General features: G+C 60.8%; 15 protein-coding genes and 1 tRNA gene. 12 read left to right on the forward strand and 4 right to left on the reverse strand.

The window, feature by feature from the left end; translation table 11 throughout:
* Positions 1–85: 85 nt before the first annotated feature.
* From DW823_RS03165 to DW823_RS03190, 6 genes are all read left to right on the forward strand, one after another.
* Positions 86–514 carry a hydrogenase maturation nickel metallochaperone HypA gene (locus DW823_RS03165; protein ID WP_055250791.1) on the forward strand — a complete coding sequence of 143 codons (429 nt, stop codon included), beginning with the start codon at positions 86–88 and terminating at the stop codon, positions 512–514.
* Positions 515–919: 405 nt separating this feature from the next.
* Complete coding sequence (locus DW823_RS03170; protein WP_055250789.1) at positions 920–1,909, forward strand: PTS sugar transporter subunit IIB; 990 nt, start codon at positions 920–922, stop codon at positions 1,907–1,909.
* 18 nt (positions 1,910–1,927) lie between these two features.
* The gene (locus tag DW823_RS03175) at positions 1,928–2,746 is read left to right on the forward strand and encodes a PTS mannose/fructose/sorbose transporter subunit IIC (protein ID WP_035136637.1); all 819 of its coding nucleotides are present in this window, start codon (positions 1,928–1,930) and stop codon (positions 2,744–2,746) included.
* 16 nt (positions 2,747–2,762) lie between these two features.
* On the forward strand, positions 2,763–3,683 hold the full coding sequence (locus DW823_RS03180) for a PTS system mannose/fructose/sorbose family transporter subunit IID (protein ID WP_035136639.1): 921 nt from the start codon (positions 2,763–2,765) through the stop codon (positions 3,681–3,683).
* 120 nt (positions 3,684–3,803) lie between these two features.
* Positions 3,804–4,202, forward strand: coding sequence for a DUF956 family protein (locus DW823_RS03185; protein ID WP_118080233.1), 399 nt, complete (start codon positions 3,804–3,806; stop codon positions 4,200–4,202).
* A 229-nt stretch (positions 4,203–4,431) separates the two neighbouring features.
* Positions 4,432–4,507, forward strand: a tRNA-Arg gene (locus DW823_RS03190).
* 89 nt (positions 4,508–4,596) lie between these two features.
* On the opposite strand, the gene DW823_RS03195 is transcribed toward DW823_RS03190, so the two are convergent.
* The 3 genes from DW823_RS03195 to DW823_RS09660 all read right to left on the reverse strand — a co-directional run bounded on the left by DW823_RS03195 (position 4,597) and on the right by DW823_RS09660 (position 6,142).
* Positions 4,597–5,490: an iron-containing alcohol dehydrogenase gene (locus tag DW823_RS03195; protein ID WP_306667647.1), complete on the reverse strand. Its 894-nt coding sequence runs from the start codon at positions 5,488–5,490 to the stop codon at positions 4,597–4,599.
* Positions 5,385–5,645, reverse strand: coding sequence for an iron-containing alcohol dehydrogenase (locus tag DW823_RS10030; protein WP_308196324.1), 261 nt, complete (start codon positions 5,643–5,645; stop codon positions 5,385–5,387). Before DW823_RS10030 ends, DW823_RS03195 begins: the two co-directional genes overlap by 106 nt.
* Before the next feature lie 176 nt (positions 5,646–5,821).
* Complete coding sequence (locus DW823_RS09660; RefSeq protein WP_233542971.1) at positions 5,822–6,142, reverse strand: hypothetical protein; 321 nt, start codon at positions 6,140–6,142, stop codon at positions 5,822–5,824.
* Between the two features lie 589 nt (positions 6,143–6,731).
* Here DW823_RS09660 and DW823_RS03200 point away from each other — a divergent pair.
* From DW823_RS03200 to DW823_RS03220, 5 genes are read left to right on the forward strand one after another with little or no spacing between them, the layout of a single operon-like run.
* Positions 6,732–7,220 carry a PTS sugar transporter subunit IIB gene (locus DW823_RS03200; protein WP_118080235.1) on the forward strand — a complete coding sequence of 163 codons (489 nt, stop codon included), beginning with the start codon at positions 6,732–6,734 and terminating at the stop codon, positions 7,218–7,220.
* A gap of 15 nt (positions 7,221–7,235) precedes the next feature.
* The gene (locus DW823_RS03205; RefSeq protein ID WP_118080237.1) at positions 7,236–8,009 is read left to right on the forward strand and encodes a PTS sugar transporter subunit IIC; all 774 of its coding nucleotides are present in this window, start codon (positions 7,236–7,238) and stop codon (positions 8,007–8,009) included.
* Positions 8,002–8,862, forward strand: coding sequence for a PTS system mannose/fructose/sorbose family transporter subunit IID (locus DW823_RS03210; RefSeq protein ID WP_118080239.1), 861 nt, complete (start codon positions 8,002–8,004; stop codon positions 8,860–8,862). Before DW823_RS03205 ends, DW823_RS03210 begins: the two co-directional genes overlap by 8 nt.
* 33 nt (positions 8,863–8,895) lie before the next feature.
* Complete coding sequence (locus DW823_RS03215) at positions 8,896–9,300, forward strand: PTS sugar transporter subunit IIA (protein WP_118080241.1); 405 nt, start codon at positions 8,896–8,898, stop codon at positions 9,298–9,300.
* A gap of 29 nt (positions 9,301–9,329) precedes the next feature.
* Complete coding sequence (locus DW823_RS03220) at positions 9,330–10,766, forward strand: family 43 glycosylhydrolase (RefSeq protein ID WP_118080243.1); 1,437 nt, start codon at positions 9,330–9,332, stop codon at positions 10,764–10,766.
* A 146-nt stretch (positions 10,767–10,912) separates the two neighbouring features.
* Here DW823_RS03220 and DW823_RS09835 read toward each other — a convergent pair whose 3' ends face one another.
* Positions 10,913–11,200, reverse strand: a complete 288-nt coding sequence (locus DW823_RS09835) for a hypothetical protein (protein ID WP_199574332.1) — start codon at positions 11,198–11,200, stop codon at positions 10,913–10,915.
* A 114-nt stretch (positions 11,201–11,314) separates the two neighbouring features.
* Here DW823_RS09835 and DW823_RS03230 point away from each other — a divergent pair, with 114 nt between their 5' ends.
* Positions 11,315–14,068 carry a PRD domain-containing protein gene (locus DW823_RS03230; protein WP_158567254.1) on the forward strand — a complete coding sequence of 918 codons (2,754 nt, stop codon included), beginning with the start codon at positions 11,315–11,317 and terminating at the stop codon, positions 14,066–14,068.
* The last annotated feature ends 129 nt before the right edge of the window (positions 14,069–14,197 follow it).

The raw sequence follows: 14,197 nt of genomic DNA on the forward strand, positions 1-14,197 counted from the left end.
GACGATTGAAAGGCAGATCGCCCGTCTGGGGCTCGCGCAGCGTCAAGCCGACCGCCGTTCGTTAGAACGGCGGAAGGAATTAAAAGTGCACGAGCTCGGAATCGTTTACCACATCATTCGCGATGTCGAGAACGTGGCGCGCGCCAATGGCGTGAGTCGCGTTTCGAGCGTCACGCTGCTGCTGGGCGAGGTCTCGGGCGTCGTTCCCGACTTGCTGCTCGACGCTTGGCGCTGGGCGGCAGATAAAAAGCCCATCGCGCAGGGCGCGGAGCTTATTGTGGAGCCTGTCGAGGCCGTGACGCATTGCGAGGCGTGCGGCCGCGACTATGCGACAGTCGAGCACGGCAAGACCTGCCCTCATTGCGGCAGCGGCGAGACATACCTGCTGCAGGGCCAGGAGGTCATGATTAAGCAGATTGAGACCCCCGACGAGGAACCGGCAGACGCTGCCCCCGACGGCCCTTCCGACGTCCTCGACGCCGTCGATGCCGCCCACCCCCTCCACATCGTCTAGGATTCCCTATAAGTTGCGGTGAAATAGTTCCTAAATCCAGCCTTCTGGCTCTTAAACAAGAACTATTCCACCGCAACTTTTTTGAGTGGTTTCGTAGATCATAAGTCGCGCAAATAGTCAAGTCATACCTGTTTGAACAATGTAGCGGCAGTACAAGCGCATTCGCGCTTGCCTAAAATCGATATTAATGAACAGTCTGCTTGCATCTGTAAAATGCGTGGCTTGATGAGCGACGCCTTGGCGGGTAATGAGTCGAAAAGCAGCAACGTAACCAACTTGTAACAAACTTAGACGTTTAAACAAATAATCCAACCTTTTGCGGATTTAGCTATAATTCCACAAACCAAACAGGTATACTCCTTTCATGTCGTGTAGGAATTACGTAGACAAAAAGGAGGTTATGTGATGGTAAGTATTGTTCTTGCTAGCCACGGGGACTTGGCAGCTGGAATCAAGCAGACGGGCTCGATGGTCTTTGGCGATCAGCCGTCTGTGGCCGTGGTCTCGCTCGAGCCGAGCATGGGCCCCGACGACTTCCGTGCTAAGGTCGAGGAAGCAATCGCTTCCTTCGAGGACCAGGAGCAGGTGCTCTTCCTCGTTGATCTGTGGGGCGGCACGCCGTTCAACCAGATTAGCGGGCTCATCGAGGGCCATGATTCCTGGGCTATCGTCACCGGTGTCAACCTGCCTATGCTCATCGAGGCATATTCGCAGCGCTTTGATGCAAAGAACACTGCACATGCGATCGCAAAACATCTCGTGACTGAGGCTAAGGCTGGCGTGCGCGTCAAGCCCGAGTCTCTGGAGCCCGAGGAGAAGAAGCCGGCTGCGGCCGCCGCTGCTCCTGCAGGCGCCATCCCTCCGGGAACGGTCATCGGCGACGGGCACATCAAGATTGCCCACGTCCGTATCGACACCCGTCTGCTGCATGGTCAGGTGGCCACCACGTGGACCAAGCAGATCAACCCCAACCGCATCATCGTGGTTTCCGACGGCGTTGCTCACGACGAGCTCCGCAAGACCATGATCGAGCAGGCTGCCCCTCCGGGAGTCCATGCCAACGTCGTGCCTATCAAGAAGATGGCCGAGGTCGTCAAGGACACGCGTTTTGGTGACACCAAGGCCATGCTGCTCTTCGAGAACCCGCAGGATCTGCTCAAGGCCATCGAGGCCGGCGTCGACATCAAGGAAGTCAACATCGGTTCCATGGCTCACTCCAAGGGCAAGGTCGTCGTCACCAACGCCGTCGCTATGGGCGATGACGACGTTAAGACCCTCGAGGCCCTCAAGGCCAAGGGCGTCAAGTTCGAGGTCCGCAAGGTTCCTTCGGATGCCTCCGAGGATCTCGATGCCATGTTGAAGAAAGCTAAGGCCGAACTGGCCGCTCAAGCATAGTAAAGGAGGGTCCGATACATGTCTGCAATCACTATTCTGCTTGTTGCGATTGTCGCGTTGCTTGCCGGTATGGAAGGCATTCTGGATGAGTTCCAGTTCCATCAGCCGCTCGTGGCATGCACGCTTATCGGTCTCGTAACCGGTCACCTTCAGGAGGGCATCCTCCTGGGCGGTTCGCTCCAGATGATGGCCCTTGGCTGGGCTAACGTCGGCGCCGCCGTCGCGCCTGACGCCGCTCTGGCCTCGGTCGCTTCTTCGATCATCATGGTGCTCGCCCTCAACGGCGGCGCCACTGATTCGGCCAAGGCCGTTACCGCGGCCATCGCCGTCGCCGTCCCGCTGTCGGTCGCTGGTCTGTTCCTGACCATGATCTGCCGTACCATTGCTACCGCTATCGCTCACGCCATGGACGGTTGCGCCGAGAAGGGCGACTTCTCCGGCATCGAGCGCTGGCAGTACGCTGCCATCCTCATGCAGGGCCTTCGTATCGCCATCCCGGCAGTACTTCTGTGTGTTATCCCGGCCGAGGCTGTTACCAACGCGCTTAACGCTATGCCCGACTGGCTGTCCGGCGGCATGGCCGTCGGCGGCGGCATGGTCGCTTCCGTCGGTTACGCCATGGTCATCAACATGATGGCCACCAAGGAGACCTGGCCGTTCTTCATCCTCGGCTTTGTCCTTGCTGCCATCCCTCAGCTCACGCTGATCGCCCTTGGCCTCATCGGCATCTCCCTTGCCCTCATCTACCTTGGCCTTAAGGATCTGGCCAAGCAGGGTGGCGGCACGGGCGGTGGCTCCGGCGACCCGCTCGGCGACATTCTGAACGATTACGAGTAGGAGGGGAGTGATACATATGGCAGAGAACAAGATTCAGCTCACCAAGGCTGACCGTAAGAAGGTTTGCTTCCGTCATCAGTTCCTTCAGGGCTCGTGGAACTACGAGCGTATGCAGAACGGCGGCTGGTGCTTCGCAATGATCCCTGCGATCAAGAAGCTCTACACCAGCAAGGATGACCAGATTGCCGCGCTTAAGCGCCACCTGGAGTTCTATAACACCCACCCCTATGTTTCCGCCCCCGTCATTGGCGTTACCCTCGCCCTCGAGGAGGAGCGCGCCAACGGTGCTCCGATCGATGACGTCGCCATCCAGGGCGTCAAGGTCGGTATGATGGGCCCGCTCGCCGGCGTCGGTGACCCCGTCTTCTGGTTCACCCTTCGCCCGATTCTGGGCGCTCTGGGCGCTTCCCTGGCCATGTCCGGCAGCATCGTCGGTCCGTTGCTGTTCTTCTTCGCGTGGAACATCATCCGTTACGCTTTCCTGTGGTACACACAGGAGTTTGGCTACAAGGTCGGCTCCTCTATCGCCAAGGACCTCTCCGGCGGTCTGATGGGCAAGGTCACCGAGGGCGCTTCCATCCTGGGTATGTTCATCATCGGCGCCCTGGTCGAGCGCTGGGTGTCCATTTCCTTCACCCCGATCGTCTCCACGGTCAAGCAGTCTGCTGGCGCCTTTATCGACTGGGCTAGCCTGCCTTCCGGTTCCGAGGGTATCAAGGAAGCGCTGACGATGTACAACTCCGTCGGTGCTACCGCCCTTGATCAGATGAAGGTCACCACGCTCCAGGGTAACCTCGATCAGCTCATCCCCGGCCTTGCCGCCGTGTGCCTGACCCTGCTGGTCTGCAAGCTCCTCAAGAAGAAGGTCAGCCCGATCGTCATCATCCTGGCTCTCTTCGCCGTCGGCATCATCGGTCGCTTCTGCGGCTTCATGTAAGCACGCTTCGGCTTAAGACCGAGAGTTGCTAGGTAAGGGCTTTTGAGCCATTGAAACGGACCGCACCCGGTGGGTACACTGGATGCGGTCCGATTGTTTTTATTGGAGGGCGAGGCGCGTATGGCGCAATCTCAGAACAGCACGGTCGATCTGGCAACGCCGGCAACCTGCCTGATGGGGCTTACCAGCCACGGTAACGTGATGGTGGGCAATAAGGCGTTTGAGTACTATAACGAGCGCAATCCCGAGGATTATATTCAAATCCCGTGGGACGAGGTCGACTATATTGCCGCCGAGGTTTTGCGCGGCACCAAGAAGATTACGCGTTTTGCCATCTTCACCAAGGACAACGGTCACTTTACGTTTTCGACGCGCGACGACAAAGAGACGCTTCGCGCGGTCCGCAAGTACGTCGACGAGAATAAGCTCGTGCGTTCGCCCGACTTTATCGATGTGACGGCCAAGGGCGCCAAGAGCATCCCCGCTGCCATCAAGAGCCTTTTCCACAGAGACAGCTAATCGTTGGCGATAGATGGCGGAAAATGCATCCCGGAATTTGTTCTCATTCCGGGATGCATTTTCCTTTTGAGGGCCAGTTGGGAAAGCTTGTCCCATTATTTCGCGTTATTCCGGGTTATTCTTTCCGATATTGAGGATTGCCCTCGGAAACTATTCGCTATAGAGCCTTCTCGATGAGTGGCCATGCGCTACATGGCAAAGGGGTAAATCTGCTACACTAGTACAACATGCCTCCGTAGCTCAGGGGATAGAGCACCGCTCTCCTAAAGCGGGTGTCGACGGTTCGAATCCGCCCGGGGGCACCAGGGAATATGACGGCGTCGCGGGAGCGGCGCCGTTTCTGGTTTGCGGGGGCCGCCGTGCTGCTCGCCCGTGGGGGACTGGCATCTGTTTCCTAGAGTGCGCTGCGGTAAATCTTTCTCGCGTTGTCCAGCGTGAGCTTCCTGAAGCTGCCGAAGAGCTCTCCGCGGTTGATCTTGAGGCCCGGAATCATCTTTTCGATATCGTCCTCGGTGACTCCGAACTCCGATAGCGCGCGTGGCATTCCCAGCGAGACGAAGAAATCCTGCAGCTCGTCGATGGTCGCTTCGACCGCGTACTCGATTGCCTGCTCGGGGGTTACCTCCACATCGAGCTCGTCCGCGTCCGAATCGATGGGTTCGATGCCAAGGGCCTGGGCGCTGAACTCCAGGAAGCGCTCAGGGTGCTCTCGCCATACGTAGCGCATCCAGGCGGGGAAGATGACGGCGAGGCCGGCGCCGTGCGTGATCTTGGTGTCCAGTGCGGATAGCTCGTGCTCAAGGCCGCGGCAGGTCCAATCGCCGTCGCGCAGGGCGTTATGGGCGAGCGTACCCACCCACATGATCTCGGCGCGGGCGTCGTAGTCATCGGGGTTCTCCATCACCTTGGGCGCCGCCTCCCTCGCGGCGCGCACTAGCCCGCAGGCGATGTTGTCGGTTACGCCCACGGCGGGCTCGCCGGAGAAGAGTCGCTCCATGATATGGGCGATCATGTCGGTCACTCCCGCGGCGGTCTGGCAGGCGGGCAGGCTGAAGGTCAGCTCCGGGTCGAGGAAGGCGATGGCCGGGCGGTTGAGGTCCGTGTTAATGCTGCATTTGAGGTGCTCCTCGTCGTTGCTGATAACGCAGGAGTTAGAGGCCTCGGAACCGGATGCGGGGATGGTCACCACGCAGGCGACGTCGATGCGGTCGGCGGGAACGGCGCGCTTGCGGAAGAAGTCCCATACGTCGCCGTCGTATACCGCCCCAGTGCGATGGCCTTCGCGCAGTCCATGACGGAGCCGCCGCCCACGGGCAGGATGATGTCGGCGTCGTTTGCCCGTGCGAGCTCGACGCCTTCTCGTGCCAAGCCTATTTCGGGGTTTGGACGCACCCCTCCAAGCCCGATGTGCTCCACGCCCGCGGCATCGAGCGATGCCCTCACGCGGACGAGCGTTCCGCAGCGAACTGCGGAACCCCTGCCGTAGACAATGAGCGCTCAGCGGTAGCCGGAGGCGGACAGAGTCCCCCAACCTTGTCGGTCGCTTTTCGCCCAAAGACAAAGCGGGTGGGGGAGTAGAAGGAGAAATCGTTCATGGAGCTCCAATCTGGCGTTTCGCCCTACATGCGCGGAGGAGTTTTTCGGGCGCATCGCCTGCGTTCGCGTCGCAATCTCGGCGGCGCGGTGCGGTCCGTGGATTCCATCGTATCGCCCGCGGCACCCCTTACCGACGATTGAGGCGAGTCTGCATTTCGCGGCGCGACGTCCACCTGGCGGACGATATCCGTTCGCGACACGTGGCCGTCCCGGTCGCAATAGCGTATGCGCACCGGGTTGCCGAGATGGGCCTGCGACCCCTTCTCCTGATGCGAGCGCGCGAGACGGGTGAGCAGCGGCGCGAGCACCTGCTCGACCGTCTCCTCCCGATACCACGCCGCCACGGGCAACCCGTTCACGTCAAACCCGTACGTTCGCCATGCCATTCGCCTCGCCGCCTTCGCCGAACGAAACCGCGTATCCAGACCGCCGGTCCCCCACCCAGCACTTCGACGAGCCTTCGCGCTCACTTCTGCGGTCGGGATGCGCCCGCGAGGCGCTCGGCAGGCAGCGCCATTTCCGCTCGCTGTGTCGAGCGCGAGTGTCGAGAAGTCGCCATATGCCACTCAGATGTAGCATGGAGTGCCGAAGTGCACGCGCCCGTGACGAAACACTGGCGCCAACCCGTTCCGCGCACCACCCCGCCCGTAAGGTGTGTGGCGAAAGGAGGACCAGCCGCATGAACATCCCCGAGACACAGAGCCTACCTCGATCGCATTCCGCACGAGCTTCTCTGACATTTCCGCCCATTACCACGTGGAGGTCCCCGTCACGGAGATCGCCTACGCATACGACTACATCAATTCCCGGCATGCCCCGCGCAGGCAGGCCACGCTGAACGACGGGTCCGCGGCCCGGCAGGACGAATGACGCGCTTCGGCACAGGCCATGCCGAAACGCGTCACGCAAGCAAAGGAAGGAAGCCAACATCACATGAGCATCATCGCAGCACGCATCGACAACCGCCTGCTACACGGCATAGTGGCAACCCAGTGGGTACCCGAGTTCCGTCCGCAGCGTCTCATGGTCATCGATGACATCGTCGCCAACGACCCGACCAAGAAGGCCGCCATGCGGATGGCAAAGCCCTCGGGAGTCGCCCTCTCCATTATCAACAAGGAGACGGCTCTCACGAACTATCGGGCGGGCAAGTACGACGACCACACGGTCTTCATCGTGGCGCGAGACCCCCAGACCATCCTCGACGTCATACAGACGGGCCAGGTTGTTCCCACACTCGTGGTCGGAGGCACAGTCTTTCCCGAAGAGGGGTCAGACGCCGTCCAGGTGAGCAGTCGCGCCTACGTCACCAAAGACGAGCTGCCCGCATATCGAGCGATTGCTGGCACCGGCTGCGACATCACCGTTCGCTATGTGCCGGCCGACAAGCCCGTAGAGCTCTCCAGCATCATCACGCTTTAGCAAGGGAGTGAACTTATGACACCATCCATCATCCAGATAGCCGTCGTTACACTCATCGCCTTCATCTACGGAGCCGAGAAGAACGCGGGACAAATTCTCACGAACATGTCCGTCACGCCAGCATGGTTCGTCGGACTTGCGCTCGGCGACCCCGTAACCGGCCTCGCCGTCGGCGCCATCGTCCAACTCATGAGCCTGGGCGTGGCGGCCATGGGAGGAGCCTCCGTCCCCGACTATCCCACTGCCGCCATCATTGGCGCCGTCGTTGCCATCACCTCGGGTCAGGAGGCGAGCGTCGGCGTTGCCGCCGGAATCGCAGTCGGCATGCTCGGCCTTCAGCTCGACGTCATCGCCAAGACGGCAAACGGCTTCCTCGGGCGTACCTCGCAGCGCTTTGCCGAAGAGGGCAAGTACTCGCAGATGAAGAGCGTACTTTTCCTCGGTCCGGTCTTCTATGGCCTTACGGCGGCCATCCCCACGTTTGCCGTACTGCTCTTTGGCGCCGATGCCGTCAACGCTTTCCTCTCCGTCATGCCCTCCTGGTTCACGACCGGCCTCTCCATCGCCGCCGGTATCCTCCCCGTCGTCGGCCTTGCGATGCTTCTGTCCTTCATGCCAATGAAGAAATTCATCGCCTACGCCATCGTTGGCTTCGTTCTGGCCGCCTACCTGCAGATAAGCATTCTCCCCATTGCCCTGCTCGGTGCCGCCGCGGCCATCGAGTACTACAAGTCGCACAGCAATCCGTCCGTAAACGCCCTCGACGCTGGAGGTCTGGAAGATGAGTAACGAAGTTAACGCCACCAAGGCAAACGAAGCGCCAACCCGCCTGGCAGACGGAACGTACCAGCCAGTCCTCACCGTTTCCGATCTCGACCGTTGCGGCCGCCGCTGGATGCTCGGCGCGTCCATCTATAACTATGAGTCCCAGTGTGCCCCGGCGGTCATGTTCGCAACCGAACCCGCCCTGCGCAAGATCTATGCAGGAGACGAGGAGGGCTACCGCAGGTCACTTCTGAGCACCTATCGCTATTACAATGCGACTCCCCAGGTAAGCGGCCTGCTCCTCGGCGCCGGCCTAGCCTTGGAGGACAAGGGGCACAATGACGCCATCGACGCGGTCCAAGACCTTAAGATTGGCCTCATGGGCTCCCTCTCAGGAGTCGGCGATACGATCTTCGCCATCCTCATTCCCACCATCTTCGGCTCCATCGCCGCCTACATGGGACAGGCGGGAAACCCCGTCGGCGTGCTTCTCTGGCTCGCCGTCGCCATCGCCATCTTCGTATGGAAGCTCTTTGACTGGCGCATAGGCTATAAGTTCGGCGACAAGCTCTTCACGACCCTTGCCGAGAAGATGTCCGTTTTCACCGAGTCGACGTCGGCACTTGGCATGATGGTCGTCGGTGCGCTCATCCCCACCGTCATCAAGGTCTCGTGTGGTCTCACGTTCACCATGGGTGACGTCACGCTCGACGTCCAGACGGGCATCCTCGACCAAATCATGGTCGGCATGCTGCCCGTAATAGCCACAGCCATCGTCTACGCCCTCGTCAAGCGCAAGGTCAGCATCAACAAGATTGTCCTCGGCATCCTCATCATCTCGTGGGTGTGCGCGGCTTTCGGCATTCTTGCTGCCTAGCCTAGGGCTAGACCAACCCACAAAGGACGCATTATGAGGCACATCATCATTGCATCGCACTACGGCCTGGCAGCCGGACTCGGAGACACGCTCAAGGCCATCATAGGACCGGGGCACGACATCAGGGTTGTCTGCGCGTTTACAGACGAAACCCCGCTCGAGGAGAAGCTCGCCAGCGCATTCGAGGGCATCGCCGAAGATGACGAGACCCTCGTTCTCACCGACATCCTTCAGGGCAGCGTAAACCAGCTCGTAGCCTGCTCGGCTCCGCGAGGCGCGTTCATAGTGACCGGCGTAAACCTTCCCGTGGCCCTCGAGCTCTCGCTCCACGCCGGACAGCTTACTCCCGATGTGGTGAGGCATGTCGTCACCCAAGCCAAAGAGCAGCTCGTCTACCTCGGAGATCTTACTCCGGACGTTGACGAAGAAGACGAATAGGAAAGACGCGACAGTAAGGAGGACGAGACATGCGCAAAGTCCCGACCAATAACCAGCACCTGTTCTACCAACCGAAGGACGTGTGGGTGGGAGACGTCATGCCCTTCGGCAAGGACGGCACGTTCTATCTATACCACCAGCGTGACACGCGCGACCCCGCTCCGCTTGCCGAAGGACAGCCCTTTGGGTGGTCGCTCGCGACCACCCAGGACTTCGTGACGTACCAGGAACACGGAACGGCGATCCCCCACGGCGGAGAAGACGACCAAGACCAGTTCATCTACGCCGGAACCGTTTACGAGGCAAAAGGGGAGGTACGCGCTTTCTATACCGGGTTTAACCGCAACTACCTGCGAGAAGGCAAAACGTCCCAGGTGCTCATGCAGGCGAAGGCCTGCTCGGATGATTATGCGACGTGGAAAAAGACGGGCGTTGCAGTAGAGCTCACGCCTCAGCCAGGATACGATGGGCGCAACTGGCGCGACCCTTTCGTAATATGGGATGACGACCGGAAGGAATACCTCCTCGTACTGGGCACGCGTAAGGGAGACGACCCCTCCAAAACCCTCCAAACTGGCAGGCTCGTTCACTTTACGTCGAAGGACCTCGAGCACTGGCAGTTCAAGGGCGACTTCTGGGCCCCCGGCCTCTACACCATGTTCGAAATGCCAGACATTTTTAAAATTGGCGATTGGTGGTACCTGGTCTACTCTGAGTACAGCGACGAGAACAAGATCGTCTACCGCATGAGCCGCGATCTCTACGGTCCGTGGGAGAAGCCGAGAGATGACGCCTTCGACGGGAGGGCGTATTACGCCGGACGGACCGCCTTCGACGGATCGCGCAGGATTCTGTCCGGCTGGGTCCCCACGCGCGAGAACGACGATGACCGGGCCAACTGGCTTTGGGGTGGCTCGTTTATGCCCCATGAGGTGTACCAGCGCCCCAATGGCACCCTCGGCGTTCGCCCTCCCCAAAGCATAAAGGATGCGTTCGAGTGCCCTGATGCCGTCCCGGATATCGAGCTTCGCGGAGACCACGAACGAACGGAGTGCGTAATCACCGAAAACGCAGGCGAGATCTTCTGCTTCGAGGCAGACGTGACGTTCAGGGACGCTTGCGACTTCTCAATTCGAGCCTACAAGAATCTCGAGACCGACGAGTCGTACGAATACCGCTTCGACCTCGACGCGAATCGGCTCTCGTTCGACAAGAGCCCCTGTTACAAGTGGTTCCGCGTAATGGATAAGGGGCTTTGGAGGCCAGTCTGGCTCGAGTCCGGGCGTTCTTACCACCTGCAGCTCATCGTTGACGACAACATCCTCGTCCTCTACCTCGACGGTACCGCACTCACGACACGCGTCTGCGAGAAGTTCGGCCACTCGCTTGCTGTTACGGTAACGAATGGCGAACTCAAACTGTCCAACATAGCCTTGGCGAAGGGGCTGCGCGAACAGGAAAAGTAAGCCAGTGAACCTCGTCGCCACAGCGACTCCCCCAGCAAAACACGCGAACAACGGGTCCGGCCGCATTCCGGCGACCGGACTCGTCCTGTGCCCTGATGGCACATGGCCCCGGGCTGCCGACAGCGAGGCGGCCTTAGGGGCCTCGCCTACAGATTCCTGAGTGCGTCGACGAGGGAGACCTTGCCCGCGGTGACCTCGTCGGCCTGCTTGATGACCTTTGCGGGCACGACGGCCACCACAGCGCCGGCGGCAGAGTCGATTCGAGCGATGTGGTCAGAGACGGAGCGAACGGCGAGCCGCTTGCCGACAGGGAGGCAGTCAAAGGTGGCAAAGCGCACTCCTACGGTTGGGATACGCCCGTGAGGCGCTCGGCGGACAGCGCTGTTGCCGCTCGCTGTGTCGAGCGCAGGTGTCGAGAAGTCGCCATATGCCACTACAGATGTATCATGGAGTGCCGAAGTTCACGTGCCCGTGACAAAACGCGGGCGCCAACCCGTCCCGAGCACCACCCCGCCCGTAAGGTGTGGGACGAAAGGAGGACCAGCCGCATGAACATCCCCGAGACACAGAAAGACCTGCTTGCCTACCTCGATCGCATCACGCGCGAGCTTGGCAGCACGCGGGGCGGGCGCATCCAGAACCGTCTCGACCACTTCACCACGGCATCTATAACCGACTCGCTCGCCATCTCGCGCAGCCTGGCAAGTCAGTATCTCAACGAGCTCGTGCGCGCTGGCCTCGTGGTGAAAGCAGGGGCACGACCGGTGTGCTACTTCCACCGCCGCTCCCTCGAACGCTTCTTCCAGTCTCGCATTGAGCGTAGCACCTACCCTTCGGTCGAGCAGCTCTTCGCCACGCTCGGAAACGGCGAGCGACTCGACTTCGACCGCGCAATCGGTCACGAGCTGAGCCTTGCGCCCTGCATCAGCCAGCTCTGCGCCGCGCTCAAGTACCCGCCAGCTGGCCTGCCCATCCTGCTCTGTGGCGCCTCGGGAACCGGCAAGGGTCTACTCGCCGAACTTGCCCTCGAATACGGCAAGAACGTCGGCGTCCTGCAGCAGGAAGCCAAGCTTGTGAGCATCGACTGCTCGCATTACGCAGACGATGCCCGCGCGCTCACTCACGACCTGTGCGCAGATGGCGGGCCTGCAGATCGGGCGAGCGGCGGCATCGTTTATCTCAAGGACGTCGACGCCCTCTCACCCGCTGCCCAGGACGCGCTCTTGGAGTGGGCCTCCGCACAGGCGGGCGCCATTGTGCCAGCCCCTGCTGTGCGCCTTATCTTTGCCACCTCAAACGAGGCAGACAGTACCGAGTGCCGCAGCCTCACGCGTCGCATCCCCATGTCCGCCCAGGTGCCGTCTCTGCGCGAGCGCACCCAGGAGGAGCGTGAGGAACTGACTCTCCACTTCCTCAAGGAGGAGGGCCGACGCATAGGACGCGACATCCTCATAAGTCGCGGAGCCTTCCGAGCCCTCGCCGGCACCAACTTCGAGGAGAACGTACGCGGCCTGCGCGACTGCATCACCAACTGTTGCGCCGAGGCCTATCTAGACACGAAGGGTGAAAGCCTGGAGATTCGCACCTACCAGCTTCCCTCCGCAATCCTTGCCGGCTCCGCACTCGAGCGCAGCGAGAACGACATGCAGCTCATCGACACCACCCGGAGCATCCAAAGCCAGGCGGACGACCGCGCACGGCATGTACTCGACGCCATGCTGGAGCCATACGAGAGCTATCGCGAAGGCACGCTTGATGGGGGCGCGTGCAGCGCTCAGCTGGTGGAGCGAGCCCGCGACCTCGAGGACTACCTGGCGTTCGGGCAAAACCCGGGCCGCTCGAAGTCCGACGCATACGAGCAGATCGCCGACAGCGTCGTCACTTCCGTGAACGAACTCTACTCGATCGATTTGTCCCGAAAGAGCTCGCATCTAATCGCCCAGGGCATCTGCCTCCAGCTGTGGCCGCCCGCAAGCCTCTCGCGTTGGAAGAGCTCCCATGCAAGCGAGCTTTCCGGCATGCGCGGCGTCGTGGCCCAGCGCAACCGCTTTGCCGTTACTGTCTGCGCCTGCATCGCTGATGAACTCAAGGCCACGCTCGGCATCGCACTCGACGATCTCACGTGTCTGCTCGTCCTTGCGCATGCGGCACTCGCACTCGACCCGTCTAAGCGTCGTCGGAGCGTCGGTATCGTCCTCAGTCATGGCTACTCGACCGCCACGAGCATCGCCGACGCCGCCAATCGGATTCTTGACACGAGGGTCTTCGAGGCCATCGACATGCCCTACGACCAGAAGGTTACGGACGTCGCTGTTCCTCTTCAGCAAATCATCGACCGCTTCTCCTACGCAGACGAGGTCGTCATCCTCGTGGACATGGGATCGCTCCAGGATATTTATAAGAGTCTGGAATCCACCTCCGGCATGACGCTCGGCATCATAAACAACGCCTCTACCGGCCTTGCGGTGGAGGTTGGCGCCGGACTTATCGCGGGTCGCTCCGTGCGAGAGGTTCTCGACGATGCTGCGGCAGCTTGCACCTGTAATTATCACATCGTGGCGCGCAACGCCCGACCGGACGCGATTGTCTTCTGCTCCGAAGGCGGACTTGACGCAGCTGCGCGGATCCGCGATCTCGTGGCGCAGAGCCTGCCTGGCGAGTCCCCCGCGCGGCTTGTCGCCGTTGACTGGCGGCAGCTCGCCAATAACGGATCTGAGGATGCCGCCTTCTCCCAGTACAACGTGCGCTCGGTCATCGGCACGGACAATCCGCACGCCGACGGAGTCCCGTTCATTTCGCTCGAGGAACTCATCGCCGGCGAAGGAACGGCCCAGATAGACCGCGCCTTCGCACGCTTGCTCGACGCGGACAGCTTGCGCACGTTCCACCAGAATCTCGTCAAGAACATGACCCTCAGGAACGTGGTCGAGTCCATCACAATCCTTAACCCCAACAAGCTCTTCGGCGAAATCGAGAGTGCCGCAGAGCGGCTCCAGCAGCTCACCGGAGACGTGATTGGCGCTCGTGTGAGCATGGGGCTCTACGTGCACCTGTGTTGTCTCGTGGAGCGCCTCGTGACCAGAAGCCCCATCGAGAACTACGCAGACGAGCAGCGCTTCGCCAATGAACACAACGATTTCGTCGAGGCATTCCGCACGAGCTTCTCTGACATTTCCGCCCATTACCACGTGGAGGTCCCCGTCACGGAGATCGCCTACGCATACGACTACATCAATTCCCGGCATGCCCCGCGCAGGCAGGCCACGCCGAACGATGGGCCCGCGGCTCAGCAGGACGAGTGACGCGCCTCGCAAGCAAAGGAAGGAAGCCAACATCACACGAGCATCATCGATCGCTGCGTGCAAGGCGGCGGGCCTCACCGTGTTCGCCAAGCGCGAGGAGCGTTTTGGTTTTTCGCAAGCAAATGCGGA

This window comes from Collinsella sp. AM34-10 (assembly GCF_003469185.1).
Taxonomy (GTDB): Bacteria; Actinomycetota; Coriobacteriia; order Coriobacteriales; family Coriobacteriaceae; genus Collinsella.